This is a genomic window from Armatimonadota bacterium (assembly GCA_016869025.1).
In the GTDB taxonomy this organism is placed as follows: Bacteria; Sysuimicrobiota; Sysuimicrobiia; order Sysuimicrobiales; family Humicultoraceae; genus VGFA01.
In genome coordinates, this window is record VGFA01000002.1 from 23244 (window position 1) to 49796 (window position 26553).

Annotated in this window: 25 protein-coding genes; 10 read left to right on the forward strand and 15 right to left on the reverse strand. The window is 69.2% G+C overall.

Annotated features, from left to right (window positions below; all coding sequences use genetic code 11):
* The 15 genes from FJX73_01420 to FJX73_01490 form a co-directional block, all read right to left on the reverse strand.
* A complete protein-coding gene (locus tag FJX73_01420) occupies positions 1-1029 on the reverse strand; it encodes a site-2 protease family protein (protein MBM3469443.1) in 1029 nt (342 codons plus the stop codon).
* On the reverse strand, positions 1026-2183 hold the full coding sequence (locus FJX73_01425; protein MBM3469444.1) for a 1-deoxy-D-xylulose-5-phosphate reductoisomerase: 1158 nt from the start codon (positions 2181-2183) through the stop codon (positions 1026-1028). Before FJX73_01425 ends, FJX73_01420 begins: the two co-directional genes overlap by 4 nt.
* Positions 2171-3052 (reverse strand): phosphatidate cytidylyltransferase, encoded by an 882-nt coding sequence (locus tag FJX73_01430; protein ID MBM3469445.1) that lies wholly within the window; start codon positions 3050-3052, stop codon positions 2171-2173. The genes FJX73_01425 and FJX73_01430 overlap by 13 nt, the downstream gene beginning before the upstream one ends.
* Complete coding sequence (locus FJX73_01435) at positions 2976-3692, reverse strand: isoprenyl transferase (GenBank protein MBM3469446.1); 717 nt, start codon at positions 3690-3692, stop codon at positions 2976-2978. The genes FJX73_01430 and FJX73_01435 overlap by 77 nt, the downstream gene beginning before the upstream one ends.
* 28 nt (positions 3693-3720) lie before the next feature.
* Positions 3721-3933: a hypothetical protein gene (locus FJX73_01440; protein MBM3469447.1), complete on the reverse strand. Its 213-nt coding sequence runs from the start codon at positions 3931-3933 to the stop codon at positions 3721-3723.
* Between the two features lie 13 nt (positions 3934-3946).
* Positions 3947-4504, reverse strand: coding sequence for a ribosome recycling factor (locus FJX73_01445; protein MBM3469448.1), 558 nt, complete (start codon positions 4502-4504; stop codon positions 3947-3949).
* Positions 4501-5253 (reverse strand): UMP kinase, encoded by a 753-nt coding sequence (locus tag FJX73_01450; GenBank protein ID MBM3469449.1) that lies wholly within the window; start codon positions 5251-5253, stop codon positions 4501-4503. The genes FJX73_01445 and FJX73_01450 overlap by 4 nt, the downstream gene beginning before the upstream one ends.
* Positions 5254-5281: 28 nt before the next feature.
* Positions 5282-5857, reverse strand: a complete 576-nt coding sequence (locus FJX73_01455; protein ID MBM3469450.1) for an elongation factor Ts — start codon at positions 5855-5857, stop codon at positions 5282-5284.
* A 3-nt stretch (positions 5858-5860) separates the two neighbouring features.
* Complete coding sequence (rpsB, locus tag FJX73_01460) at positions 5861-6682, reverse strand: 30S ribosomal protein S2 (protein MBM3469451.1); 822 nt, start codon at positions 6680-6682, stop codon at positions 5861-5863.
* A 236-nt stretch (positions 6683-6918) separates the two neighbouring features.
* Entirely contained in the window at positions 6919-7809 is an 891-nt protein-coding gene (locus tag FJX73_01465) for a tyrosine recombinase XerC (GenBank protein MBM3469452.1), read from the reverse strand.
* Positions 7810-7822: 13 nt separating this feature from the next.
* On the reverse strand, positions 7823-10018 hold the full coding sequence (topA, locus tag FJX73_01470; protein ID MBM3469453.1) for a type I DNA topoisomerase: 2196 nt from the start codon (positions 10016-10018) through the stop codon (positions 7823-7825).
* Positions 10011-11171 (reverse strand): DNA-protecting protein DprA, encoded by a 1161-nt coding sequence (gene dprA, locus FJX73_01475; GenBank protein MBM3469454.1) that lies wholly within the window; start codon positions 11169-11171, stop codon positions 10011-10013. The genes topA and dprA overlap by 8 nt, the downstream gene beginning before the upstream one ends.
* A gap of 6 nt (positions 11172-11177) precedes the next feature.
* Positions 11178-12704, reverse strand: coding sequence for a YifB family Mg chelatase-like AAA ATPase (locus FJX73_01480; GenBank protein ID MBM3469455.1), 1527 nt, complete (start codon positions 12702-12704; stop codon positions 11178-11180).
* 53 nt (positions 12705-12757) lie between these two features.
* Positions 12758-14704, reverse strand: coding sequence for a TRAP transporter permease (locus FJX73_01485; protein MBM3469456.1), 1947 nt, complete (start codon positions 14702-14704; stop codon positions 12758-12760).
* A gap of 26 nt (positions 14705-14730) precedes the next feature.
* The gene (locus FJX73_01490; GenBank protein MBM3469457.1) at positions 14731-15723 is read right to left on the reverse strand and encodes a TAXI family TRAP transporter solute-binding subunit; all 993 of its coding nucleotides are present in this window, start codon (positions 15721-15723) and stop codon (positions 14731-14733) included.
* Between the two features lie 309 nt (positions 15724-16032).
* Between FJX73_01490 and FJX73_01495 the strand changes: the two genes are divergently transcribed.
* The 10 genes from FJX73_01495 to hemG are packed head-to-tail and all read left to right on the forward strand — an operon-like array spanning position 16033 to position 26537.
* The gene (locus tag FJX73_01495) at positions 16033-16692 is read left to right on the forward strand and encodes a helix-turn-helix domain-containing protein (GenBank protein ID MBM3469458.1); all 660 of its coding nucleotides are present in this window, start codon (positions 16033-16035) and stop codon (positions 16690-16692) included.
* Positions 16638-17597 carry a hydroxymethylbilane synthase gene (gene hemC / locus FJX73_01500; protein MBM3469459.1) on the forward strand — a complete coding sequence of 320 codons (960 nt, stop codon included), beginning with the start codon at positions 16638-16640 and terminating at the stop codon, positions 17595-17597. Before FJX73_01495 ends, hemC begins: the two co-directional genes overlap by 55 nt.
* Positions 17594-18424, forward strand: coding sequence for a uroporphyrinogen-III synthase (locus FJX73_01505; GenBank protein ID MBM3469460.1), 831 nt, complete (start codon positions 17594-17596; stop codon positions 18422-18424). The genes hemC and FJX73_01505 overlap by 4 nt, the downstream gene beginning before the upstream one ends.
* On the forward strand, positions 18411-19403 hold the full coding sequence (gene hemB / locus FJX73_01510) for a porphobilinogen synthase (protein MBM3469461.1): 993 nt from the start codon (positions 18411-18413) through the stop codon (positions 19401-19403). The genes FJX73_01505 and hemB overlap by 14 nt, the downstream gene beginning before the upstream one ends.
* A complete protein-coding gene (locus FJX73_01515; protein MBM3469462.1) occupies positions 19400-20680 on the forward strand; it encodes a glutamyl-tRNA reductase in 1281 nt (426 codons plus the stop codon). The genes hemB and FJX73_01515 overlap by 4 nt, the downstream gene beginning before the upstream one ends.
* 8 nt (positions 20681-20688) lie before the next feature.
* A complete protein-coding gene (hemL, locus tag FJX73_01520) occupies positions 20689-21993 on the forward strand; it encodes a glutamate-1-semialdehyde-2,1-aminomutase (GenBank protein ID MBM3469463.1) in 1305 nt (434 codons plus the stop codon).
* Complete coding sequence (locus tag FJX73_01525; GenBank protein MBM3469464.1) at positions 21993-23114, forward strand: TIGR04053 family radical SAM/SPASM domain-containing protein; 1122 nt, start codon at positions 21993-21995, stop codon at positions 23112-23114. The genes hemL and FJX73_01525 overlap by 1 nt, the downstream gene beginning before the upstream one ends.
* The gene (gene hemE, locus FJX73_01530) at positions 23111-24145 is read left to right on the forward strand and encodes a uroporphyrinogen decarboxylase (GenBank protein ID MBM3469465.1); all 1035 of its coding nucleotides are present in this window, start codon (positions 23111-23113) and stop codon (positions 24143-24145) included. The genes FJX73_01525 and hemE overlap by 4 nt, the downstream gene beginning before the upstream one ends.
* Complete coding sequence (locus FJX73_01535; GenBank protein ID MBM3469466.1) at positions 24142-25080, forward strand: ferrochelatase; 939 nt, start codon at positions 24142-24144, stop codon at positions 25078-25080. The genes hemE and FJX73_01535 overlap by 4 nt, the downstream gene beginning before the upstream one ends.
* On the forward strand, positions 25077-26537 hold the full coding sequence (gene hemG / locus FJX73_01540; GenBank protein MBM3469467.1) for a protoporphyrinogen oxidase: 1461 nt from the start codon (positions 25077-25079) through the stop codon (positions 26535-26537). The genes FJX73_01535 and hemG overlap by 4 nt, the downstream gene beginning before the upstream one ends.
* Positions 26538-26553: the final 16 nt, after the last annotated feature.

Consider the following 26553-nt stretch of genomic DNA (forward strand, 5'->3'; position numbering starts at 1 on the left):
TTACAGTCGTGCGACGTCGCGTACGGTCAGCCCGACCAGGAGCAACAGCAGCAGGGCGAACCCGATCGTGTGCACCAGACCCTCGCGGCGCGGGTCGAGCGGACGCCTGCGCACCGCCTCCACCAGCAGGAAGGCCAGGCGGCCTCCATCCAGCGCCGGCAGCGGCAGCAGGTTGAAGAACCCGATGATCACGCTGAGAAACGCGGCCACGTGAAAGAACACCTGAGCTCCTGAATCCGCCGCCTGCGCCAGGATGCTGCCTGCGGCCACAGGCCCTCCCAGGCTGTCCAGCAGCTTGCGCTCGCGGGCCAGGGAAACCAGGGCCCTGCCTACCGCGGCCACGAGCTGCCCTGTCCGCTCCACGCCCCAGGAGAGGGCCGCCGCAGGGTTGAGGCGCTTCCAGAGCGGCTCAGGCGAGAACCCGATCCGGCCGACGCCGCGCCCTGGGTCCAGCCGGGGAGTAACGGTCACCGTGAACTCCTGCGTGCCACGGCGTATGCGCAGCTCCAATGGCCGCCCGGCGCTGCGGTGGATCGTTTCGATGATGCGCTCCCCATTCGGCATGGTGACGCCGTCTATGGACACGATCAGATCACCGCTCCGGAGCCCGGCGGCCGCTGCAGGCCAACCGCTCTCCACGGTACCGATGCGCGCGCTGGGTCCTGTCGGGATCCCGCCGGTTCCGGCGGCCACGGCCAGGATGACCACGGCCATCAGCAGGTTCATTATCGGGCCGGCGGCTATGATCGCCATCCGGGCGCCGACGCTTTTGGAGGTGAAGCTGTCAGAGCCGCTGCCGCCCTGGCTGTCCTCGCCCTCCATGCGCACGAAACCGCCCAGGGGTATGAGGTTGATGGAGTACCTCGTCCCGCCCCGCAGCCAGCCGATGATCTGGGGACCAAACCCCAGGGCGAATACGTGGACGCGCACACCGGCGCGGCGGGCCATCAGGAAGTGCCCCAACTCGTGGACGAAGATCATGGCGCCAAACGCGGCTATCGCCGCCAGTACGTTGTTCACAACCGTCACCCCGCGGGCCGAATCATCTCGGACACCCGGGCCCTGGCCCAGGCATCCGCCTCTAGAACCGCATCGAGCGTCGGGGCAGGACGCGGCTCATGTCGCGCCAGCACCTCGGCCACGGTCGCGGCTATCCCTGTGAAGCGCATCGCACCGCCAAGAAACCGCTCCACCGCTACCTCGTTGGCGGCGTTCAACACAACCGGCGCCGTTCCGCCCTGGCGCAGCGCCTGTCGCGCCAGCGCAAGCGCGGGGAAGCGCTCCGGCTCTGGACGTTCAAACGTCAAGGCGAGCCGGTCCCATTCCATCGGCGCTACCAGACCCGGGCGACGGCGGCCTCCGGAGAGGGCGTGTTGAATCGGCCCCCGCATGTCCGGCCGCGCCACCTGTGCGATCGTCGAGCCGTCCGCAAACTCCACCATGGAGTGCACGAAACTCTGTGGATGAATCACGACCTCGATCCGGTCCTGTGGAATCTCGAACAGCCAGTGCGCCTCTATTATCTCAAGCCCCTTGTTCATGAGGGTCGCGGAGTCAACCGTGACCTTCCTGCCCATGGTCCAGGTTGGGTGGGTCAGCGTCTCCTCCACGGTCACGGTTCCTAGTTCGGCCACTGGCCTTCGCAGGAACGGCCCTCCCGAGGCGGTGAGTATCAACCGGCGCACCGCGGCAGGATCCTCGCCGGTCAGGCACTGGAACACCGCGCTGTGCTCGCTGTCCACCGGGAGCAGTCTCGCACCGGTGCGCTCGCGGGCGGCTTTGACCAGATGGCCACCGGCCACCAGCGCCTCCTTGTTGGCCAGCGCCACGTCATGCCCGGCGCCCAGGGCCGCCAGCGTGGGACGCAGCCCTGCGACGCCTACCACGGCCACCAGCACCATCTCCGCCTCGGGGAGCGCGGCCAGCTCTGTTGCTGCGTCCGGCCCGATCAGCAACCTGGTGCCCGGCGGCAGGAGTCCCCGCAGACGCTCGGCAGAGGCCGCGTCTTCGATCGCGACGGCGCGCGGGCGCCACCGGCGTGCCTGAACTGCCAGATCCTCGCCTCCGCGGCGCGCCGCCAGCCCGACAACCCCCACATCGCCGAGAGCGGACGCAACCTCGAGTGCCGCCCGGCCTATGCTCCCTGTCGAGCCCAAAATCACCACCCGCGTCACAGCAGCCATCTCCACAGGTAGTACCCGGCAGGCACGCCGAACAGCACCGCGTCGAAGCGGTCCAGCACGCCGCCGTGGCCCGGGAGCAGCGCGCCCGAATCCTTGACGCCGGCCCTGCGCTTGAGGGCGGACTCCCACAGGTCTCCGGCCACCGCGGCCAGGGCGACGCCCAGGCCGATGCCGGTCAGCGATCCTACGGGCCAGTCCATCAGGAAGGCCAGAGCGGCCGCGGCCACCACCGCGGCCGCGATCCCTACAAGAAACCCTTCGACGGTCTTTCCCGGGCTGATCGAGGGGGCCAACTTCCGGCGACCCCAGGCGCGTCCGGCGAAGTACGCCGTGGTGTCGTTGGCCCAGATCAGCCCCACAACCGCCAGCGCTACCACCGGGCCGAGGGCATCGCGCATGAGGATCAGGTGAGCGAACAGGGCGCCGACATAGAACACCCCTAGCCCGGTCGCGGCAGCGTGCCTTGGCGCGGCGCCCCGATTCGCGGAAACGAGCGAAGCCGCGGCCGACGCCAGAACGAGCCCGGCCGCCAGCGCACCCGAGTCGGTCCACCGGCCCGCTGCCGCCAGGAGCGGGAAGAGCAGCGTGCCGGCGAGTACCAACACGGATATGCGGTATCCGGCCGACGCGGCCAGGCGACGGAACTCGACCGCGCCGACAGCGGAGAGGAGCAGCACCACGGCCAGCAGCGCCCAGCCGCCGAACCAGATGGCGGCGATCAGCACCGGCGCGCCCACGCACGCCGTGGCAACGCGCCGTGCCAGCGCCCGGTCCCGGGGCACCTGCGTTCGTTCAGGCACCGGTGGCGCCGCCAAATCGCCGTTGCCTCCTCTGGTACTCGTTGACCGCCGCGACGAGGTGGTGACGATCGAAGTCCGGCCAGTAGACGTCCAGGAAGACCAGCTCGGCGTAGGCCGCCTGCCACAGCAGGAAGTTCGAGAGCCGTTGCTCGCCGCCCGTCCGTATCAACAGCTCGGGGTCGGGCAGGCCGGCGGTGTACAGGCATTCGGCCAGGGCCGGCTCGGAGATCTGCTCCGCATCCAACTGCCCTTCCCGCACCCTGGCAGCCAGCGCGCGCGCCGCCCGCGTGATCTCGGCCCTGCCGCCGTAGTTGAACGCGATGTTGAGCAGCAGCGCCTGGCTTTCCACCGTCATGGCCTCTACCCGTGCGATCTGGGCGCGGGTCTCGGGCGCGATCACATCCAGATCGCCGACAACCCGCACGCGGATACCGCTCCGCTGCAATTCCTCGGCTTCGGCCACGAGCCGCTCGTGGAGCAGACCCATCAGCATGCCCACCTCGTCGCTGGGGCGTCGCCAGTTCTCGGTGGAGAAGGCGTACAGCGTGAGGATGCGGATGCCCAAATCACGGCAGCCCTCGATGGCCCGCCGGATGGCCCCCAGCCCAGCCCGGTGGCCGGCGGAGCGGGGCAGCCCTCGAGAACTGGCCCAGCGACCGTTGCCGTCCATGATGATGGCGATGTGAGAGGGAACGCGCAGGGGATCCAACGTCGCCGGGGACGGCTGTGAGTTCCGGCTAGCCACCCGGCGGCCTCGGCGCAGGCGCAAAGCGCTCGTGCGCCACCACCAGGCTGACAAGGCGGTCGGTCAGCTTCTGCTGTCGCACGACCCGCAACGCACCGGTTGGGGTTACCCGTCGTGGGCTGCGGGTCTCGGCCACCTCAACGGTGAAACCCTCCGCCTCCAGGGCAGAGCGGGCCTGGTCGAGACCGCGTCCCAGCACGTCCACCACGGGCGCCGACCTATACCTCCATGATCTCCTGCTCCTTGGCCTGGAGCAGGCGATCGAGTTGGGCGATCGTCTCGTCGGTCAGATGCTGGAGCCGTTCCAGACCCCGGCGGCACTCGTCCTCGGAGATGTCGCCGTCGTCCTCGAACTGCTCGAGCATCTCCTTGGCCTCGCGGCGAACGTTCCGGATGGCCACGCGGCCCTCCTCGGCGTGCTTGCGCGCGATCTTGGCCAGATCCTTCCGGCGCTCCTCGGTCAGCGTGGGGATGGGGATGCGAATCACGATCCCGTCGCTGCTCGGGACGAGGCCCAGGTCGCTCTTGAGAATCGCCCGTTCGATTTCGCGCGTCGCGGCCTTGTCCCACGGCTGGACTACGAGCAGCCGGGCTTCGGGTACCGATATCGTGGCGAGCTGGTTGATGGGCGTGGGAGTCTCGTAGTAGTCCACGCGGATCTGGTCGAGCAGCGCGGAGTTCGCCCTTCCGGTGCGCAGGCTGGCGAACTCCCTGCGCGTGGCCTCAACCGCCTTCTGCATGCGCAGCTTGGCGTCGCCCAGCACCTCGTCGGTCATGCCCGGCCTCCTCCCACGAGGGTTCCGATGGGATCCCCGGCCACGGCCCGCGTTATGTTGCCAGGCCGAGTGACGTCGAAGACGACGATGTCCATCTTGTTGTCCTTGCACAGGGCGGCCGCCGTGGCGTCCATGACGCGCAGGTCGCGGTTCAGGATGTCCATGTAGTCCAGGTGGGAGAACATCACGGCGTCGGGGTGCTGTCGCGGATCCTTGTCGTAGACCCCGGAGACGCCCTTCTTGGCCATCAGCACCGCGTCGGCCTGCATCTCGATCGCGCGGAGCGCGGCCGCCGTGTCGGTGCTGAAGTACGGGCTGCCGGTGCCGGCCACGAAGATCACGACGCGGCCCTTCTCGAGATGGCGCAATGCCCTCCGCCGGATGTAGGGCTCTGCCACCTGGTGCATCTCAATGGACGAGAGCACCCGCACCACCAGCCCAACCCGCTCCATGGCGTCCATGAGAGCCAGCCCGTTGATCACGGTGGCCAGCATCCCCATGGTGTGCCCGGTCACCTCATCGATCCCGAGGCGGCGGCTCAGGTCGGAACCGCGGACGATGTTCCCGCCGCCGACCACTATCGCCACCTGAACGCCGCGGGCCGTGATGTCGCGGACCTCGGTGGCGACCAGCTGGAGCACGTCGGGGTCGAGCCCGGCGCCTCCGCTGCCTGCAAGCGACTCACCGCTCAGCTTGAGCAGGATACGGCGATAGGGAGGCCGCTTCGCTGGTTCGGCTGCGGTGTCCATGATCTTCCCCTCGAGAGGCGTCTCTGCGCTACTCCCCCAGCTTGAACCGGGCAAACCGTCGTACCGCGATGTGCTCACCAACGCGCGCGGCGGCATCAGTAATCAGTTCGCGTACGCGCCGCCCTGCGTCGCGGATGTAGGGCTGATCCAGAAGAACGACCTCCTCGAGCCACTGCCCCAGGCGCCGTTCGAGGTCGCCGTCGGAAGCCCCGGGCGACTCGATGGCAATGGCGGCGCGCCGCTCAGCCATCAGGTCGGGGGTAACCTCGTCCTTGGATACGAAGCGCGGGGCTGCGGCGGCCACCTGCATGGCAAGCTCGCGCGCCATGGCCCGGAACTCTTCGGTGCGGGCCACGAAGTCGGTCTCGCAGTTGAGCTCCACCATCGCGCCGAGGCGGCTGCCGGCGTGCACGTAGGTTTCGATCACGCCCTCGGAGGTGGTGCGGCCTGCCCTCTTGGCGACGGCCGCCAGCCCTTTGGCGCGTAGCAGACCCGTGGCCGCATCCAGGTTTCCGCCGGCCTCTTCCAGCGCGCGCCTGCAGTCCATTATGCCGGCCCCGGTGCGCGCGCGAAGCTCCTTCACCATCTCGGTCGTCACTGCCATCGGTTACCCTCTCGCCTCCTCGGCTTCAGGGACCGCGCTCGAGAACTCGTGCTCCAGCACCTCGGGCACGCCCTCAGCCATCTCGTCTTCCTCGGCGGCGGGGCTGGTCTCGATCTCTTCCTCCTGCACCTCGCGCTTGCGGCGCTCCTCGATGCCCTCCAGACAGGCATTCGCAATGCGGCTGGTAATCAGCCGCACGGCCCGGATCGCGTCGTCGTTGCCCGGAATCGCGTAGTCCACCTCGTCGGGGTCGCAGTTGGTGTCAAGGATCGCCACCACGGGGATTCCGAGCTTGCGCGCCTCGGCCACCGCGATGTGCTCCTGGCGCGTGTCCACGACGTAAACGGCCGCTGGCTGGCGGTTCATGGTCTTGATGCCGCCGAGGAACTTCTCAAGCCGTGCCGCCTCCTCGGTGAGGCGGCTCTGCTCGCGCTTGGGCAGCACGTCCATCACGCCGCGCTGGCGCATGTCCTCGATCTCGCGCAGCCGCTCGACGCGCTTGCGGATCGTCTGGAAGTTCGTGAGCATGCCACCCAACCACCGCTGGTTCACGTAGGGCTGGCCGGCGCGCACGGCTTCCTCGCGGATCGCATCCTGGGCCTGCTTTTTCGTGCCGACGAAGAGCACGTCGCCTCCGGCGGCGGCCGCCTCGCGCACGAACCGGTAGGCTTCCTCGATCAAGGGCACGCTCTTCTGGAGATCTATGATGTGGATGCCGTTGCGCTCGGTGAAGATGAACCGGCGCATCTTGGGATTCCATCGTCGGGTCTGGTGCCCGAAGTGAACCCCCGATTCCAGCAACTGCTTCATGGTGACTACAGGCAACTGACAACCTCCCCTGGGATCCGGAGCCCGCCGGATTCCCTCATGGTTTTTCGCCTCCGCTCCCCTCATCCCCGCAGGCCGGGCCGAGGCCTCGAAAGGCACCCTCGGCGGGTCTGGAAGCGTGTGTAGTCTGGCGCCGCGGTAGTATAGCACGCCGCGGTACCGGAGGAAAACCCCGAGCAGGTCGCGTGTGCAGGTTGCGTTGGGGAGACTCCCGTCCCCGACCGGGGGGTGCGTCACGCCCTCGGGTGCGCCGACGCGTAGATCCGCTTGAGGTGGTCGCGCGAAACGTGCGTGTAGATCTGGGTCGTGGAGAGGCTCGCGTGCCCCAGGAGCTCCTGAACGACGCGTAGATCGGCGCCGCCGTCCAGCAGGTGCGTTGCGAAGGTGTGGCGGATGGCGTGCGGGCTGACGCGCTGCGCCAGGGCGGCGACCTTGACCCAGCGCGCAACAATCAATTGCACACCCCGCGCGGAGAGCGGCTGGCCCTGGGCGCTGAGGAACAGCGCATCGGTCTCGCCCCGCAGCAGGCGCGGCCTGCCGTCGGACAGGTAACGCCGCAACGCCGCGACCGCCTGCGCGCCTATCAGCACCAGCCGTTCCTTGTTTCCCTTTCCCCGAACGCGCATCTCATCGCCGCAGAGATGAGCGCACCGGATGCTGACGAGCTCGCCGACGCGGAACCCGCCGGCGTAGAGCAGCTCGAGGATGGCGCGGTCACGCAGCCCGGCAGGCCGGTCCAGGGGGGGAGAAGCCAGCAACGCCGCGATCGCTTCATGGGTGAGCGCAGAGGGGAGTCGGCGGCGGCCTCTGGGGGCCGAGGCCAGCCGCAGGGGGCTGGTCTCGACGCGGCCCAGGCGGCGCAGGAACCGGTAGAACGAGCGCAGCGTAGAGACGTGGCGCGCGACCGAGGTCCTTGCGTACCGCCGGTGGAGCGCGGCCACGTAGCGACGGACAACGGCCGGGGTCACCTGGTCCCAACCCGCGATGCCCTCGCTCCGTAGAAACACCCGGAAGGCATCGAGGTCGCGACGGTAGGCCGCCCGCGTGTGCGGCGAAGCGGCCTGCTCGGCCTCCAGCATCTCGAGGAATGCCCGGATCTCGGGGTCGGGAGCCGGCGCGCCCATGCCCTGCCGCCCCCTATCCCGCCGGAGGCGCGGGGGTCGCACGCGGCGCAATGGGACGGGCCGCCTCGCGCAGCGACACCCGATGGCCGCAGGCCTTGCTCGCGCAGCGCACCTCTTCCCCGCGCCGGGTGCGCTTGATCACCGTCAGGCCACCGCACTGCGCGCACCGGCGGTCGCCCGGGCGGTCCCATGAGGTAAACGAGCACTCTGGATAGGCGCTGCAACCGTAGAAGGTTCGACCGCGCTTGGTGCGGCGGGCCACGATCTCGGCCCCGCACTTCGGGCAGGCCACGCCGATGCCCACCGGCCGCGTGTACCGGCACTCGGGATAGCCCGCGCACGCGATGAACTCCCCGAACCGGCCGTGCTTGCGCAACAGCGGCCGGCCGCATTGCGGGCACGGTTCGCCGATCTCCACCTCGGGCACCTCGACCACCGGGATCCTGGCCTCGGCGTGCTGCAGTGTCTGCGCAAATGGCTCGTAGAAGTCGCGCACTATCTGCACCCAGTCGGCCTTGCCCTCCTCGATGCGGTCCAGATCGCTCTCGAGGCCAGCGGTGAAGTCCACATCCACGATATCCGGGAAGTGCTCCACCAGGATGTCGGTCACCTTCTGCCCGACTTCGGTCGGGACCAGCCGGCGCTCCCGCGATGCGATGTATCCGCGCTTCTTGACGGTCTCGATCGTGGGTGCATACGTGCTGGGCCGGCCGATCCCCTTCTCCTCCAGGGCGCGCACCAGGGAGGCCTCGGTGTAGCGGGGCGGCGGTTGCGTGAAGTGCTGCTGCGGGGTAACCCCGTCGAGGGTCAGGGGATCGCCGGGCACGAGCGGCGGCAGCCAACCCTCGCGCTCGTCGTCGCCGTTGTCGGTGGCCTCGCGGTACAGGATGAGGAAACCGGGGAACTTGATCCGGCTGCCGGTGGCGCGGAACGCGAACCGGCCACCTGCAACGTCCACTGAGAGCGTGTCGAGGACCGCCGCCGCCATCTGGCTGGCCAGGAACCGCTCCCAGATCAACCTGTATAGGCGGAACTGGTCCGACCGGAGGTGGGCCTTGATACGGTCGGGAGTTCGAGCCAGACTCGTGGGCCTGATCGCCTCGTGAGCATCCTGGGCGTTACGACGCGAGCGATACTGCCTGGGCCGGTCTGGAAGATACGCCTCACCGAACGCCCGGGCGATGTAGTCACGGGCGTCGTGCTGCGCGGATTCGGCCACGCGCACCGAGTCGGTGCGCATATAGGTGATGAGGCCGACCGTGCCCTCGGGTCCCACGTCCAGTCCCTCGTAGAGCTGCTGGGCCACGGCCATCGTGCGCGAGGCCGAGAATCCCATCTTGCGGTTGGCTTCCTGCTGCATCGTGCTGGTCGTGAACGGCGGCGCTGGATTTCGCGCCTGGTCCCTGCGCCGGACCTCACCGACCGCATACGACACCCGCTCGATCTCTGTGGCCAACGCGCGCGCCTCTGCCTCGGTCGCGATGACCACGGCGCCCTCTTCCTGGGGCGCGCCAATCCGCTCCCCGTCCCGCGTGAGCAGGCGTGCGACGAACGTCTGGTCGGAGGCGGTCCGAAACATCCCCGCCAGCGACCAGTACTCCGCGGGGACGAAGGCCTCGATCTCGCGCTCGCGGTCCACGATCATCCGCACGGCGACCGACTGCACGCGGCCCGCGCTGAGGCCGCCGCGTATCTTGCGCCAGAGGAGCGGGCTCAGCTTGTAGCCGACGAGCCGGTCCAGGACCCTACGGGCCTGCTGGGCATCCACGAGCTGTTTGTCTATCTCACGTGGGTGTTCGAGCGCGCGCCGGACCGCCTCGCGGGTCACCTCGTGGAACTCGATGCGCCGTATCTCCGGGTTGACGGGCCGCAGGACCTCTGAGAGGTGCCATGATATGGCCTCGCCCTCACGGTCAGGGTCGGTCGCCATGTAGATCGTTGAGGCCTTCTTGGCGGCCTCTTTCAACTCCTTGACGATGGGACCCTTGCCCTTGATCAAGATGTAACGCGGTGTGAAGTTGTCGTCCACATCCACGCCGAGCCGGCTCTTGGGTAGGTCCTTCACGTGGCCCATGGATGCCTTGATCTGGTGGGATCGCGCCAGCATCTTGCTGAGCGTCCGCGCCTTGGTAGGCGACTCGACGACGACGAGGGCTCTCGCAGGGCTCACTCCAACCTCCGGAACACCGGTCTCCTGGCTTCTAGCCATCCCTGCCCTGCCGTGCCGGGCTACGCATCACCATCTGCCCTGGAAGGGTCCGGACCAGACCCCGCATCTCCAACATGGTGACCAGCGCGCCTGCTGCGGCCGCCGACAGTGAAGCCTGCTCTGCCAGCTCGTCGAGCCGCAGGGGGCCTCCCTCCAGCAGGGCCAGCAGACGAGCTGATCCCTCCGCGCCCTCCGTGGGTACCGGAGCACCGCACGGTTCTCCGGGCCGGGCCCGCACCGAAGATCCCAATCCCAGCTCGGTCAGGATGTCACCGGCGCTCTCCACCATGCACGCGCCCTGCCGCAGCAGGCCATGCGGCGCGGCGCTGCGCGGGCTGAAGATGCTGCCAGGCACGGCGAAGACCTCGCGGCCCTGGTCCAGTGCGTAGTCCACGGTCACGAGCGCGCCGCTGTCCCCGGCGCCCTCGACCACCACCACACCCAGCGCGAGGCCGCTGATGAGGCGGTTGCGCCGCGGGAAGTGGCCGGGCAGCGGCGGTGTCCCAGGCGGAAACTCGCTCACCAGCGCTCCCCGCGTCGCAACCGCCTCGGCCAGCCGCCGGTGCTCTGGAGGGTAGGTCACGTTTGCGCCACACCCCAGTACCGCAACCGTGCGCCCGCCCCCGTCCAGCGCCGCCTTGTGCGCGGCACTGTCAATGCCCCGGGCCAGCCCGCTCACGATCGTTACGCCCTCCTGCGCAAGATCGAACGCCAATCTCTCGGCGACCGCCAGCCCATAGGGGGTGGCCCGGCGCGACCCTACAACCGCAACCGAAGCCGCCTCGTCGAGGCTGCCCCTAACATACAGTACCGGCGGCGGATCCGGGATCGCCCGCAGGAGCCCGGGAAATCCGGGATCGCAGGCCGCCAGCACCGTCAGGCCCAGCGAGCGGGCACCTTCCAGGATCGCGGCAGGATCCACCTTCCTCCACGCCGCCAGGATCTCCGCCGCCTCCGCCCGATTCTGGATGAAGGCGGGCAGGTGCTGCCAGACGGCCTGTGCCGATCCTGCCCGGCCCACCCACCCGGCGATCGTCCTGGGCCCCACGCCCGGCAGGCGACTGAGCCCCACCCAGGCCGCGACCTCGCCCCCTGACGCCGGGGCAGGCGGTTCATGCGGCGTGCCCCCCAAACCCATCCTATACCGTAGCATGGGGTGTCAAGGAGCCGGTGGTGCCCACCGGTCGAGCACGCGGTACCGGAGGGCTTCTGCAAGGTGCTGCACCGCGACCGCCTCGGCACCCTCCAGGTCGGCGATCGTCCGTGCAACCCGGAGAACCCGCTCAGTGGCCCTGGCGGCAAGCACCAGCCGGTCAGCGGCGGCACGCATGAAGGCCAGGGCCTCGGCGCTCACCGGGCCCCACCGCTGCGGTCCGCGCAGGAGCAGGCCGTCTGCCTGGCAGGCCGCGGCGCGGACCGCAGCCCGCATGCGCGCCGCGGTCACCCTCGCGCGCACTGCGCTGGACGGCTCGCCCGGATCGCCTGAGAGCAGCTCATCGGTGGGAGGCCGCGGTACCTCGACGTGGAGGTCAATCCGGTCCAACAAGGGGCCAGAGAGCCGGGCCAGATACTGCTGCAGCCGCCCTGGGGTGCAGGTGCAGTCGCGGCGATGGTCGCCGCGATACCCGCACGGGCACGGGTTCATCGCCGCAACAAGAGAGAACCGCGCGGGGAACCGCACGGTACCGTGGATGCGGGCCACAACCACGATCCCATCCTCCATCGGCTGGCGCAGCCCCTCCAGCACGTCGTGCCGGAACTCCGGCAGTTCGTCCAGGAACAGCACGCCGTGGTGGGCGAGCGTGATCTCGCCCGGCCGCATGCCGGAACCGCCACCCACGATCGCCGGTGCGCTGGCGGCGTGGTGCGGTGCCCTGAACGGGCGCCGGGTGATCAGGCCTCCCCAGGCCGGCAGCAGTCCGGCGACGCTGTAGATCTTGGTCACCTCAACGGCTTCCGGGCCCGACAGCCGGGGAAGGATCGTCGGCAGCCGGCGTGCGAGCATGGTCTTCCCGACTCCGGGCGGTCCGATGAGCAGCAGGTTGTGGCCGCCCGCGCCCGCGATCTCCAGGGCGCGGCGAGCGGCACCCTGGCCGCGCACCTCGGCCAGATCGTCCGGTGCCGCATCTTCCGGTGGAGGTTCGAACACCGTGCCTTCTGTCGGCCTGATGGGGTGGGTTCCCTGGAGGTGCTGCACAGCAGCCCGCAGGGTGGGGATCGCATGGACCGGTACCTCCTCGCCGGCGGCCGCTTCCCGCGCGTTCGCTTCCGGAACCAGCAGGCCGCGGGCGTGAAGCGCCCGGGCCGCCTGCGCCACGGCCAGCACTCCGGGGGTGGACCGCACAGAGCCGTCAAGACCCAGTTCACCGACCGCCAGATGGCCCGCGACCGCGTGCTGTGCCAGCTGGCCGGTGGCGACCAACACTGCCAGGGCGATCGGCAGGTCGAGTGCCGACCCTTCCTTGCGCCTGTCCCCGGGCGCCAGGTTTACGATGGTCCGCCGCGGAGGGATCTCGTAGTGGGAGTTGCGGATGGCCGACCGCACCCGCTCCCGCGCCTCCTGCACCGCGGGATCAGGAAGGCCGACGATGGCAAAGGTCGGCAGGCCCGGCCCGGCATCCACCTCCACGGACACGGGCAGGGCTTCAAGACCTACAATCGTTGCGCTCAAGACGGCAGCAAGCATGTAGACAGCGGGCAGAGGCCCGCTGTCTACATCGGACGGAGAGGATCGGTATTTCAGGTGGCGGGCAGTTGCCGGGAACCTCCAGGCGTCATCCGTTGCAGGATAATCACAACGGCGAGCAGCCCCAGACCCAGACCATCGGTTAGCAGGCCAGGCCTGATCAGCAGCAGCGCGGCCGGTACGAGTATCAGCCGCTCCAGCACCGTGGCCGGCCGCAGGAGGTACCCGATCGCGGCCCCGGCCAGGCACAACGTGCCGATCGTCCCGGTGGCAAGCGCCAGCACCGTGTGCTGCCACGGCCCCTGCGCGACAAGTATCGCCGGACCGTATACGAACATATACGGCACGAGGAAGCCCGCGATTGCCAGCCGCACCGCCTGGATCGCGGTATCCCACATCGGCGCCTTCGCCAACCCGGCGGCCGCAAACGAGGCCAGGGCCACCGGCGGCGTGATCGCCGAGATCACGGCGAAGTAGAGCAGGAACATGTGGGCGGCCAGGGGGACCACGCCGAGCTTGATCAGCGCCGGCGCCAGCACGCTGGCGCCGATCGCGTACGCCGCGGTCGTGGGCATCCCCATGCCCAGGATTATGGCCACCACCATGGTGGCGATCAGCGCGGGGAGCAATCGTCCGCCGGCCAGGTCGATGAGCAACTCGGAGAACTTGCCGCCCAGCCCCGTCAGGGAGAGCACCCCAACGATGATGCCGGCTGCGGCGCAGGTGGCGCCGATCTCGATCATGCGCTTTGCGCCGTCCTCCATGGCGCCGACGATCTTGGGCAGGTTCAGTCGAGTGTCTGCCCGCAGCCACGAGAGCACTACAGTCGTCGCCAGGGCGTAGAGCGCGGCCCGGAAGGGTGAGGCCCCGGCCCCCATGATCATGTACAGGAGCACCACCAACGGCAGCAGCAGGTAACCGTGCCGGAACAACACATCGCGGAACCGCGGCAGTTGCTCCCGCGGGAGCCCGTGCAGGTTCGAGGAAGCAGAGTACAAGTCAATCATCCAGTAGGCGGCCACGTAGTACAGCAGCGCCGGACCGATCGCGGCAACCGCGATCTCTGAGTAGGGCACGCCGATGATGTCGGCCATGAGGAACGCCGCGGCGCCCATCACCGGCGGCACGATCTGCCCGCCGGTGCTGTTCATCGCCTCGACCCCGCCTGCCACCGCGCCCCGGAACCCCGTGGCCTTCATCAAGGGGATGTTGATAACCCCATCCACCATCACGTTGGCCACCGAGGAGCCGCTGGCAGTCCCGAACAGGCTGCTGGTGATGATCGAGACCTTGGCCGGCCCGCCGCGCTTGGTACCGGCAACGGACAGGGCCAGGTGCACGATGAACTTGCCGATACCCGACGCCTCGATGAACGCCCCGAAGAGAATGAACAGGTAGACGTACCGGGCCGAGACGCCGATCGGGACCCCGTAGATCCCGTTGTCACTGAACAGGAACGATACCAGCGTGTCGAACCGGAACCCCTTGTGCGCCAGCAGCCCGGGCAGATATGGCCCGGCGAAGACATAGACGAGAAACAGCGCGCAGAGGATGGGAAGAGCCAGCCCGGTGGACCGCCGCACGGCCTCGATGGTGACGATGACGAGCAGGGAGCCGACGATCACGTCTTCGCGCGTGGGGAAGACGCCAGCCCGCCCGGTCAGCCCCTTGAAGGCCGCGAACACGTAGACCACCACGACTAGGCTGGCCAGGATCAGTGCCCAGTCGAAGATGGTCGGTGCCGCGGCCGAGGAGCGCCTGCCAGGGATCAACAGGAATGCGAACACCACCACGAATGTCAGGTGGACGGCGTACAGTTTCTGCGGATCTGTCACAACGCCGAAGAAACCGCCGAGTTGCAGGATGTGATAGGCGGCCATCCCGATTCCAAGCACCTGAACCAGCAAACGGAGGACACCCCGGAGGGGGCGCGTGCGGATCTCCGAGGTGTCCCCGAGCTGCTCGATGTCAATCGGGAGGCCGGTCGACAAATCGGCCATCAGGTCGTCTCCTCTCGTCGCCGACGCTACCGCTTCATCTCGGGCGGGATCTGCTCGTCGCTGAGCTTCACTCCCTGCTCACGGAAGTATCTCACCGCACCAGGGTGCAGCGGCAGCTTGATGTAGAAGACGTTCACGGGCAAGGACTCGTGCGACGTGGGGTGCACGATGGCCAGGAACTCGCGGTTGTCGAAGATCGTCTTGACGAGCGTATAGACGAAATCCTCCGGCATGTCTTTGTGCACGACCGCCGCGTTCCACATCTGCAGGGTGGGGATGACATAGTCCTGGCCGCGGTAGACGCCGGCGCGAATCGCCGTTCGCGCCAGGTAGGGGAATTTCTCGGTAAGCGTGTCAACCTGGTCCTTGGTGAATCCGAAGAACCGCGTCGGCCGGGTGAGCGAAGCCTCAACCCAGGCCGGGACCGGCAGCCCAATCACCCCGAAGTTGGTGTCCACGGTGCCGTCGCGCATCGCGGTGGCGCCGTCTGCGAAGCCCAGGTAGACCACCCGGCGGGGCTTGACCCCGAACAGCTCGAGCACCCGGTCGCCCACGAACTCCGCCGAGCCGCCGCGGGGACCCAGACTCACGACCTTGCCGGTGAGGTCTGCCACCGACCGGATGGGTGAGTCGGCGTTGACGATCCAGTGCGCGTACGAGGTGTACATAGGAAACGCCACGCGGATCGCGTCGGTCTTCTTGCCCTTGAAATCCCCGAGGCCGTTGAGGCCCTCGTAGGCAGGGCCCATCGTCGTCATGCCCAGCTCGATCTCTTTGGTCTGGACGAGCTGCACATTCTGCACCGGGCCGCCGGTGACACGGTTGGTGGCAGCCATGCCCATCTTCTCGCCGATCACCCGAGCATAACCGCCCGCCACCACGAAGTACACACCGCCGATCGTAGCCGAACCGATCGTGACGCTCCTGGGCCAGCCCGGCCGCGGCTGGGCCTGCACCGACGTCCCTACGAGGGCGAGTACCAGCACGGTCACAATCGCTAGCGCACGGTAGGCAATCATCCTGTATCCCCCCAAGCAGACACCTGTGCGTCGCCTAGTCTACGGCGCGCTCCTGATAGTTCGCAGTCACCGCCGGGAACTCCTACACAAGTACGGCGCCGAGTCTATTAAATTCGCGCGAATCCGTTCTACACCCTATCCCTCCCTGCGGCTTGGTGCCCCATCATGGGGTGCATCGGGATCGCGATGCCCGTGGGGGCGGGCCGCCTCGCGACCATTTGCCCTCTGGCCAGACGACCCAGAAGCCTGTAGATTAGTAGATTAGTAGAAGATTGCGTAGACTTGCGCAGAAAGGGTGCTGGGGCCCAGATGAGAAGGCAGCGCGTCGAACGCTGGTTGCCGCTCGGCGAGGCCGCGTCGCGCCTGGGAGTGGATGAAGCGACACTGAGGCATTGGGCCGACACCGGCAGGATAAGGACCTTCCGGACTCCCGGCGGTCACAGGCGGTTCCAGGAGGGCGATCTTGACGCCCTGATCCATCGAGAGGTCCCCCGCGTGGAGGATCTGGGGCACCTGCTGGAGCGCCGCTGTGCGAAGTTGCTGGCTCGAAAGCCGGCGCAGGTACTGGCGGCGCGACCGTGGTTCTCCGGGCTCGGCGAACCCCTGCGGGCGCGGGCGCGCGAACATGGCCGCCAGGTGTTCGACGGGGTGATCCGGTTCGCCATGGATCCCGGGGCGCGAAAGGCGATCCGCCAACAGCTCGAGGAAGCGGGCCGCGACTACGGCCGCCAGCTGCGCAGGGCGGGCCTGGGAACGGTCGAGGCCGCCGAAGCCTTCGGCTACTTTCGGCATCTCGTGCTGGAGATGGTCACCAAGCCGAGGGGACGCGGCGGGATGCTGGACGAGGAGCAGGCCCAAACGCTGATCGAAGTAAGCGATCTCCTGGACGTGGTATTCCTGTCCGTGCTGCGCGCATGGCAGGAGGTCCCTCCGGGAGACCAAGACGACCGGATGCGGATCCTGCAGTGAGACTGCGGATCGGCACGCGCGGCAGCGCGCTCGCGACGGCGCAGACCGCCCTTGTGGCCGCGGCGCTGGAGGACAGGGGCCTGAGTTGCGAGACGGTCACCGTCCGAACGCAGGGGGATCAGCACCCTGACCGGCCCGCAGTGTCGCTGGGCGTGGGGGCGTTCGTGCGCGAGATCGAGGCCGCGCTGCTCGCAGGGAGAGTTGACATCGCCGTTCACAGCGCCAAGGACCTCCCCGGCGAACCCACGCCCGGCCTGACCTTGGCGGCGTTCATGCCGCGCGAGGATCCCAGGGATGCGTTGGTGACCAGGGACGGAATCGGGCTAGGGGCCCTTGCCCCTGGCAGCGTTGTGGGCACCGGCAGCCCGCGGCGCCGGGCTTTCCTGCTCGCCGCGAACCCGTCTCTGTTGGTGCTCGACATCAGGGGCAACGTGGACACACGGATCCGGAAGCTCGAGGCAGGCGAGGTGGATGCCATCGTGATCGCCGCGGCAGGCCTGGAGCGGCTCGGCCTGGCCCATCGCGCCGGGGAACGGCTAGACCCCATGGTGATGCTCCCCTCGGTCGGCCAGGGTGCGGTGGTGATCCAGTGCCGCTGTGGCCATGACTGGCTCAACGAGCGGCTCTCTGCGATGGATCATTCCCCGACCCGTGCTGCAGTGGAATCGGAGCGGGCCTTTCTGGCTGCCCTGGGTGGAGGATGCCAGCGCCCAATTGCAGCGCTGGCCACCACCGATGGCAAACGCCTCTGGCTCCAGGGTGCAGTGCTGGACCCTTCGGGGGAGCGCATCGTCAGGGACCAGATCGGGGGCGATACCTCGACCGCGGCCGCACTAGGCATGGGGCTGGCAGCCCGGCTCCTGGAGCAGGGAGCAGGCGAGCTCCTGGCGGAGGCGGTCCGGTGAGCGCCGAAGGGCTGCCCCTGGCCGGGCGGCGCATCCTGGTTACGCGACCGCGCCGCCAGAGCCGGCAGATGTGCGAGCGGCTGAGCCGGCTGGGAGCGCAGCCGGTGGCGGTTCCAACGATCACCATTGCCGGACCGCGTCCGGGCGGACCGCTCGACGCAGCCCTGCGGGCGATTGACCGATACGACTGGGTTGTGATCACGAGCGCGAACGGTGCTCGCGCGGTCCTCGCGCGTGCCCGGGCCCTGGGAGTCAACCTGGCCGGAGGAATCCGCCCGCGCTGGGCAGCGGTGGGACCGGCCACTGCCGCGGTCCTCCAGGAGGCCGGGGTTCGGGTCGCACTGATGCCGCCACGGTTCCTCACAGGGGCGATCATCGAGGCGCTGGACCACGTCTCCGGCCTGAGGATCCTGCTGCCCCGCACGGACGCGGCCGGCCCTGCGCTGGGTGAGGCGCTGATCGCGCGCGGCGCGACCGTTGACGAGGTAATGGCCTACAGAACGGTGCTGGCGCCGGAGAGATCCCGCTCTGAGGTGCGCCGGCTCATCGGATCGCGGGACGTGGACACGGTGCTCTTCACGAGCGCCTCGACCGTCCGCGGCCTGGTAAGGCTGCTGGGAGAGACGCGCGACGGCCTGCGGGCATTGGTGATAGGATGCATCGGACCGGTCACCGCGGCAGCGGTCGCGGATGAAGGGTTCGAGGCGACCGTCGTCGCCTCCGAGCACACCACGGAAGGGTTGATCGCCGCCCTGGTTGCACATGGCGGCGGCCGGCCCTCCGGGACCAGAGGAGACGGCAATGTCAGAGACCATGCCCCGCGCTGATCTGCGGGAGCGTCCTCGCCGGTTGCGGACCAGGGACGCGCTCCGCCGGCTCGTCCGGGAGGCCCGCCTTTATCCGGAGATGTTCGTTGCGCCGCTGTTCGTCCGCCCGGGCCGCGGCGTCAGGGAACCGATCTCCTCCCTGCCAGGCCAGATGCGGCTCTCTCCAGACGAGCTCGTCCGCGAGGTGGACGGCCTGGCAGATCTCGGCATCAGGGCCGTGCTCCTGTTCGGCGTCCCCGAAGCGAAGGATCCGGAGGGCAGCGGTGCCTACGCCGACGACGGTATCGTCCAGGAGACGGTGCGCCTGCTTCGCCGGGGGAGCCGCGAGCTCGTGATCATGACCGACGTCTGCCTGTGCGCCTACACCGATCACGGGCACTGCGGGATCGTCACCGGAGGGCAGGTGGACAACGATGCCACCCTCGGCCTGCTGGCCCGCACCGCGGCCTCGCACGCCGCGTCCGGCGCAGACGTGGTCGCGCCCAGCGCCATGATGGACGGCCAGGTCGCGGCCATACGGGAGGCGCTAGACGCGTCCGGCTTCAGCCAGGTAGGCGTGATGGCCTACGCCGCCAAGTATGCATCGGCGTTCTACGGTCCTTTCCGTGAAGCGGCAGGGTCATCCCCGCAGTTCGGCGACCGCCGGACCTATCAGATGGATCCGGCCAACGTGCGCGAGGCCCTGCGCGAGATCGCGCTGGACATCGAGCAAGGCGCCGACATCGTCATGGTGAAACCCGCCCACGCGTATCTGGACGTCATCCGCGCAGCCAGGGAAGCCGTGGACCTTCCGATCGCGGCCTACCACGTCAGTGGCGAGTACGCGATGCTCAAGGCGGCGGCGCAGCTCGGGTGGGTCGAGGAGCGCCGCGCGATGCTCGAGGTGCTGACCGCCATCCGACGCGCAGGGGCCGACATCCTCATCACCTATGCCGCGGCCGACGCCGCGCGCTGGCTGGCGGAGGGCACCGGGGGTTGAACGATTCGATGATCCTGTCGGCGATCGGGCTCAGCCACAAGACCGCGCCCATCGAGATCCGCGAGCGCATGGCCTTCGCCGAAGCAGATCTCCCAAGCGTCCTCGGCACGCTGCGCGGACGGGGGGGAATCCGCGAGTGCATGCTGCTTTCCACCTGCAACCGCACCGAGGTGTACCTGATCACGCCGGGCGCACCACGAATGACCGATGTGGCCGAACTGCTCGCGGATGCCCGCGGAGTCCCTCCTGAGGCGTTCGCTCCATCGCTATACCAGCACTGCGGGATGCCGGCTGCCCGGCACGTGATGCGGGTGGCATCCGGCCTGGACTCGATGGTGCTGGGCGAGCAGCAGATACTGGGACAGGTGAAGCGCGCCTTTGACCTGGCGCGTCTGAGTCGGAGTACCGGACCCGTGCTCAACCGGCTGATGGCGCTCTCCATCACCACCGGGCGCCGCGTGCGCCGCGAGACCGGCGTCTCGCGCAGCGCGCCCTCGGTTCCCCGGGCCGCGCTTTCGCTTGCCAAGCGCACGTTGGGCTCGCTGAACGGGCGGGCCGCGCTCGTGGTGGGAGCAGGAGAGGCCGCCGGACTGGTAGTGAAGCTCCTCGTGGCATCTGGAGCACGGGTAGTGGCCGTGGCCAACCGCACTGTGGAGTCGGCGCGTGGGCTGGCCGCGCTTGCCGGAGCCGAAGCAGTCCCCCTGGAGGCGATCGTAGCAGCAGGCCGAGGTGTTGACCTCATGGTAGTCTGCGTGGGAGCCAGTGCGCCGCTCGTGTCGCCGGCCATGGTCGGGGGTGACCGGGATAGACCCTTGCTGGTGCTTGACCTCGGCATTCCTCGCGGCGTGGATGCCACGGTGGCCGCTCTTCCGGGCGTCGCGCTCCACGTGCTTGACCAACTCCCGGTCGAACCCGCTTCCGGAGGGGCTCCTCCCGAGGAGCTGGCCCGGGCCGAGGAGATCGTCGAAGCGGCCCTGGCAGGATTCGAGGAATGGATGGCCTCTCGCATGGCGGCGCCGATGATCGCCGCGCTGCACGACCGGGCGGACCGGGTCGTGGAGGGCGAGCTTGCACGTGCGCGCGCGCGACTGCAGGGGCTGGACGAAACGCAATACGCGGCGGTCCGCGCGGTCGCTCGGGCCGTGGCGCGCAAGCTGCTCCAGGCGCCGATCGTACGCCTGCGTAGGTCGGCGGCCCGCCAGGATGCGCGCGCCCTGGAGCTGGCCTGTGAGCTGTTTGACCTGGCAGTGGACCCAGAAGGGTCCAGAGAGGCGTGAGGAACAGGATGGACGATTTCATGGCCGCGGGTCCGCGAGCCGCGGCCCTCTTCAAGGAGTCCGAGGGTCACTTCCCTGGAGGCGTGAACAGCCCGGTGCGGGCGTTCAGGGCGGTCGGTGGCGAACCGCTCGTGGTGAGCTCCGCGCGCGGCGCACGCCTGACCGACCTCGACGGCCGCGAGTTCCTGGACTACGTCGGCTCCTGGGGGGCGTTGATCCTGGGACACGCCGACCCGGACGTTGTTGCGGCCATCCAGCAGAGGGCCGCGGAGGGGACCAGCTACGGCATGCCCACTCCCGGCGAGGTCGAGCTGGCCCGTCTGGTCCGTGCCGCGGTGCCGACCATCGGAAGAATGCGCTTCGTCAGCTCCGGCACCGAGGCCTCGATGAGCGCGATCCGCGCAGCCCGCGGTTTCACCGGAAGGGACAAGATCGTCAAGTTCGCCGGCTGCTACCACGGCCACGCCGACCCCCTGCTCGCCCAGGCGGGTTCCGGGGTAGCCACCTTCGGGCTCCCCAGCAGCGCCGGCGTGCCCCAGGCCGCGGTCGCCGACACGCTCGTGGCCCGGTACAACGACCTGGACGCGGTGCGGGCCCTATTCTCCGCCAACCCAGGGGCGATCGCCGCGGTCATCGTCGAGCCCGTGGCAGCCAACATGGGCGTCGTGCCGCCGGTGGAAGGGTTCCTGGAGGGCCTGCGCGCCATCACCTCCCAGGAGGGCGCGCTGCTGATCTTCGATGAGGTCATCACCGGCTTCCGGCTCGGATTGGGAGGCGCGCAGGCGCGGTACCGCGTCGCCCCCGACCTGACCTGCCTGGGCAAGATCATCGGCGGGGGGCTGCCTGTCGGCGCCTACGGCGGGCGGTGGGAGGTCATGGAAACCGTCGCGCCGCTCGGCCCTGTGTATCAGGCAGGAACCCTCTCCGGCAGTCCCCTGGCGATGGCGGCCGGGGTCGCGACGCTCAGGCGTCTTGTGGACCCTGCGTTCTACGAAGGGCTCGACGCCCTGACCGCCCATCTTGCCCAGGGTCTTTCCGCGGCGGCGACCGAGGCCGGGGTCCTGGCATCGGTCACGCGCGCTGGCTCGATGCTGACGGTGTTCTTCACCGAGACGCCGCCCCGCGACTACACGGCCGCCTTGACAGCGGATGCCAGCCGGTTCGCGCGGTTCTTCCGGGGGATGCTTTCGCGCGGCGTGCTGCTCCCACCCTCCCAGTTCGAGGCCTGGTTCGTGTCGGCGGCGCACACCGAGCCAGACATCGCGCGCACCGTCGCGGCGGCGCGGGCCGCGTTCGCGGAGGCAGCCGCGTGATGCCGCCCCCCCGCGTCCGGCCCGGCACAACTGAGCCGTCGTACGAGGCGGTGCGGGCGGCGCAATCCGGATACGAGTATACCCGGGCGCCCATGCTCATCTATTGGGAACTGACCAGGGCCTGCGACCTGGCATGTCGCCACTGCCGGGCCGAAGCGGTGGTGGATCGCGACCCGGACGAGTTGAGCACGGATGAGGCCGGGGCGCTGCTGCGTCAGGTGCTGGCCTTCGGCAATCCGCTGCCGCACATGGTGTTCACCGGCGGCGATCCTCTCAAGCGTGATGACCTGTACGAACTGATCGAGGAAGCCGGGGGGATGGGAATCGGCGTCTCGCTGGCGCCCAGCGGCACGACCCGCCTGACCCAAGGTGCAGTCCGACGGCTGCGCGCCTGTGGCGTCCAGAGCATGTCGTTGAGCCTCGACGGCTCCACCCCTGATCGGCACGACGCCTTTCGAGGCGTGCCGGGTTGCTTCGAGATGACCATGCGGGCAGCGGGGTGGGTGGCCGAGGCAGAGATCCCTCTCCAAGTAAACACCCTGGTAACCGAGGAGACCGCGGGCGATCTGCCGGCGATCTGCGACCTGCTGGCCTTGATGCGTGTCGAGCGGTGGAGTCTCTTCTTCCTGATCTCCGTGGGGCGCGGGACCGCGCTGCGCGAGGTGACGCCAGCGGAAGCGGAGCGGCTGATGGAATGGCTCTACGGGCTGAGCGGGCAGGCCCCATTTGCGATCAAGACCACGGAGGCGCCTCAGTTCCGGCGCGTGGCGCTGGCGGGTATGCACGCCGCCGGGCTGGACGGCGCCGGTGTGCGCGGCAGCAGCATCGGCCGGGGATTTGGCATTCGCGACGGCAACGGTATTCTGTTCATCTCCAGGACCGGCGACGTGACGCCCTCGGGATTCCTCCCGCTGGCCGCCGGGAACGTGAGGGCCGCCTCCCTGGTGGAGCTCTACCGCGCGAGCCCCCTCTTCACCGCGCTGCGCGACACCTCGCGGCTGCGCGGCCGGTGCGGCCGCTGCGAGTTCAGGGCCATCTGCGGGGGGTCCAGGGCGCGGGCCTTCGCGCATACCGGTGACTTCCTGGGCGAAGACCCTTTGTGTCCTTACGAACCTGCATGATCGATCGGTTCCTGCGCGCCTGCCGCCGCGAGCCCACCGATTGCACCCCGGTGTGGTTCATGCGCCAGGCGGGTCGCTACCAGAAGGAATACCGTGCGCTGCGGACGCGCCACTCCATGCTCGAGTTGTGCGGCACGCCGGAGCTGTGCGCCCAGGTAACGCTGTTGCCGGTGGAGCAGTTGGGCGTGGACGCGGCGATCCTGTTCGCGGACATCATGCTTCCCCTGGTCGGCCTGGGCGTGCCTTTCGACATCGTGGAGGGCACCGGACCGGTCATCGGGACGCCGATCCGCACGGGCGCACAGGTGGACGCGCTGCGCCCCCTTGAACCGGAACGCGACCTGCCATTCGTGCTGGAGGCAATCCGCCTGATACGAGGGGAAGTCCGCGTCCCGCTGATCGGATTCGCCGGCGCGCCGTTCACCGTGGCCAGCTACCTGATCGAGGGCCGCGGCACGCGAGACCTGCCGCAGACCAAGGGGATGCTACACGGCGCGCCCGCGCTCTGGCACCGGCTCATGCACCGCCTGACCGACGCGACGATCGCGTACCTGCAGGCACAGGTGGCCGCAGGCGCACAGGCCGTGCAGCTCTTCGACTCGTGGGTGGGCGCGCTGGCGCCGCGCGACTACGAGGCCGCGGTCATGCCACACGTGCAGCGGCTGTTCGGAGCGCTGACCGCTCTGAACGTCCCCGTGATCCACTTCGGCACCGGCACCGCGGGCCTGCTGCCCCTGATGGCGCGGGCCGGGGGCGACGTCATCGGCGTGGACTGGCGCATCGGCCTGTCCGACGCCTGGGCTCGGATCGGCGATGCCGGAATCCAGGGAAACCTGGATCCGGCATCGCTCCTGGCGCCTTTCGAGGTAGCGGTCGAGGCCGCGCGTGAGATCCTGGCCCAATCGGCCGGGCGACCCGGCCACATTTTCAACCTGGGACACGGCGTACTACCGCAGACGCCGCCGGATCACCTCCGGCGACTCGTAGACCTGGTCCACGAGCACACCCAGGTGGCACCAGGGCACCCATGACAGGAGTTCTGCTGATGGCCTACGGCAGCCCGTCCGGCCCCGAGGCCCTGGAGGAGTTCTACACAAGGGTCCGGGGAGGCAGGCCACCGTCGCCCGAGATGCTGCGCGAGCTGGGTGAGCGCTACCGCGCGATCGGCGGGCGTTCTCCGCTGCCGGAGATCACGCGGCGTCAGGCCGCGGCGTTGCAGGCCTGCCTCGACCGCGACGCGCCCGGACGGTTCCGCGTCTATGCCGGCATGCGGCACTCCCCACCGTCTATCGCTGAGGCCGTTGCCGCCATGGCAGCCGATGGGATCACAGCCGGCGTGGGACTGGCACTGGCGCCGCACTACTCGCGGGTCGGCGCCGGCGCATACATCGCGGCGGCGGAGGCCGCACTCGAGGGGATGCCTGCGTTGTCGCTACGGTACGTGGAGAGGTGGGGCGAGCATCCGCGCTTCCTGGACGCTGTGGCGGGCCGCCTGGGGGACGCGCTGGCAACCCTTCCGGCGGAGATGCGCAGAGGTGCTCCCGTGGTCTTCACGGCCCACAGCCTGCCCGAGCAGGCCCTCGCCGAGTGGGACGCGTATTCCGGAGAACTGCGCCGCACCTGCCAGGGAGTCGCCGACCGATCCGGCACCCGGGAGTGGATCCTGGCTTACCAGAGCGCCGGCCGCACCGCAGGCCGGTGGCTGGGGCCGGAGGTACGCGAGGTGCTACGTGGGCTCGGCAACAGCAGGGCGCAGGCAGTGGTGGTCTGCCCGGTGGGCTTCGTCTCCGACCACCTGGAGGTTCTCTACGACATTGACATCGAGTGCCAGGCACTGGCCGCGTCCGCGGGCCTGCGTCTGGTGCGCGCGGCATCGCTCAACGATAGCCCGCTCCTGACCGAGGCGCTGGCCGACCTGGTGGGAGAAGCCGCTGCCTCTTTGACGATGGAGCAACCGGTCCCGTGAGCGCGCACGTCGCGATCGTGGGGGGCGGAATCACCGGCCTTGCCGCGACCCATGCGCTGGCGCTCGACCGCAGGGCGCGCGACCTGGGGGTCAGGTGCACGCTCGTTGAGCAGGAGTCACGTCTGGGCGGCAAGCTGCTCACCGAGCGGATCAACGGGTGCCTGGTCGAGGCCGGGCCGGACTCGTTCCTCGCCACCAAGCCCTGGGCGGCCAACCTCTGCCGTGCGCTGGGACTGGGCGATCGCCTGATCGGCACGCTACCGGGCCAGCCGGTCTATGTCGCCTTCCGCGGGAAGCTGCACCCGTTCCCAGAGGGCCTGGCCCTGGGCGTGCCGTCGCGCATCGCTCCGCTGGTGCGCACGCGCCTGCTGTCACCCCTGGAGAAGCTGCGGGTCGGATTCGACCTGGTGCTACCCCGGAGGCACGAGGCCACGGACGAGACCATGGGCGCCTTCATCCGGCGCAGGCTGGGCGACGCGGTGGTGGCCCGCCTGGCCGGCCCGATGCTGGCAGGTATCTATGCTGGCGACGTGTATGCGCTGAGCCTGCGGGCAACGTTCCCGCAACTCCTCGAGTGGGAGGCCAGCCACCGCAGCCTGGTACTGGCTGCGATGGCTCGGAGGAAGCAGATGGCGGCAGCCGCTTCCGGCAGTCCCAGCCCGATGTTCCTGAGCCTGACAGGCGGTGTCGGCGAGCTCGTCGAGGCACTGGTGGCCGCGCTGGGCGGTCCACGGGGTAGCGACAACACGCGTTTCGTGACCGGAAGGTCCGTGGTGCGCCTGGCACCGGTGGTCGAGCATGGGCGCACATCCTACGCGCTCCACCTCGACGACGGCGGAACCATCATCGCCGACGGGGTGGTGCTGACGGTGCCTGCCTTCGCCAGCGCCGCCCTGCTTGCGCCTGTGGCGCCCCGGGTGGCCTCCCTGCTGGAGGGAATCCCGTACGTGTCCACCGCAGCCGTAACGCTGGCCTTTCGACGCCAGGAGGTCGGCCATCCGCTCGTGGGCCACGGCTTCGTGGTCGCCCGCGACGAGCCCATGGAGATAACCGCCTGCACCTGGGTGTCGTCCAAGTGGCCGCGCCGGGCGCCGCCCGACCTGGTGCTGCTGCGGTGCTACCTCGGCGCCGCCGGCCGTGAGGCCATCCTCCAGGAGAACGATGACCGGCTGGTATCGCTCGTGCGTCGCGACCTTCGCACTACGCTGTGCCTGGACGCCGACCCGGTCTTCACTACGGTAGCACGCTGGCCGAACTCCATGCCCCAGTACCTCAGCGGGCACCTCGATCGGCTCGAGGCGATTGGCACGGAGCTGCGGGCCTATCCCAACCTGGCCCTCGCGGGCGCCGGCTATGGGGGCACCGGCATCCCTGACTGCATCCGCCAGGGCACAGACGCCGCCGAGCGGCTCCTAGGTCACATCTCGGCGCAACCCGCCTCGGCTCCCGCTAGGTAGATCGCCGAGGCTCGCT

What these genes read in the sequence shown, in the direction of transcription:
- FJX73_01535 (MBM3469466.1), top strand. Translation starts at nt 24,142, where the DNA reads ATGACAGGAGTTCTGCTGATGGCCTACGGCAGCCCGTCCGGCCCCGAG.
- FJX73_01425 (MBM3469444.1), bottom strand. Translation starts at nt 2,183, where the DNA reads ATGGCTGCTGTGACGCGGGTGGTGATTTTGGGCTCGACAGGGAGCATA.
- FJX73_01495 (MBM3469458.1), top strand. Translation starts at nt 16,033, where the DNA reads ATGAGAAGGCAGCGCGTCGAACGCTGGTTGCCGCTCGGCGAGGCCGCG.
- hemC (MBM3469459.1), top strand. Translation starts at nt 16,638, where the DNA reads ATGGCAGGAGGTCCCTCCGGGAGACCAAGACGACCGGATGCGGATCCT.
- FJX73_01485 (MBM3469456.1), bottom strand. Translation starts at nt 14,704, where the DNA reads ATGGCCGATTTGTCGACCGGCCTCCCGATTGACATCGAGCAGCTCGGG.
- hemB (MBM3469461.1), top strand. Translation starts at nt 18,411, where the DNA reads ATGCCCCGCGCTGATCTGCGGGAGCGTCCTCGCCGGTTGCGGACCAGG.
- dprA (MBM3469454.1), bottom strand. Translation starts at nt 11,171, where the DNA reads ATGCTACGGTATAGGATGGGTTTGGGGGGCACGCCGCATGAACCGCCT.
- hemE (MBM3469465.1), top strand. Translation starts at nt 23,111, where the DNA reads ATGATCGATCGGTTCCTGCGCGCCTGCCGCCGCGAGCCCACCGATTGC.
- FJX73_01445 (MBM3469448.1), bottom strand. Translation starts at nt 4,504, where the DNA reads ATGACCGACGAGGTGCTGGGCGACGCCAAGCTGCGCATGCAGAAGGCG.
- hemL (MBM3469463.1), top strand. Translation starts at nt 20,689, where the DNA reads ATGGACGATTTCATGGCCGCGGGTCCGCGAGCCGCGGCCCTCTTCAAG.
- FJX73_01525 (MBM3469464.1), top strand. Translation starts at nt 21,993, where the DNA reads ATGCCGCCCCCCCGCGTCCGGCCCGGCACAACTGAGCCGTCGTACGAG.
- topA (MBM3469453.1), bottom strand. Translation starts at nt 10,018, where the DNA reads ATGGCTAGAAGCCAGGAGACCGGTGTTCCGGAGGTTGGAGTGAGCCCT.
- FJX73_01465 (MBM3469452.1), bottom strand. Translation starts at nt 7,809, where the DNA reads ATGGGCGCGCCGGCTCCCGACCCCGAGATCCGGGCATTCCTCGAGATG.
- FJX73_01490 (MBM3469457.1), bottom strand. Translation starts at nt 15,723, where the DNA reads ATGATTGCCTACCGTGCGCTAGCGATTGTGACCGTGCTGGTACTCGCC.
- FJX73_01455 (MBM3469450.1), bottom strand. Translation starts at nt 5,857, where the DNA reads ATGGCAGTGACGACCGAGATGGTGAAGGAGCTTCGCGCGCGCACCGGG.
- FJX73_01450 (MBM3469449.1), bottom strand. Translation starts at nt 5,253, where the DNA reads ATGGACACCGCAGCCGAACCAGCGAAGCGGCCTCCCTATCGCCGTATC.
- FJX73_01480 (MBM3469455.1), bottom strand. Translation starts at nt 12,704, where the DNA reads ATGCTTGCTGCCGTCTTGAGCGCAACGATTGTAGGTCTTGAAGCCCTG.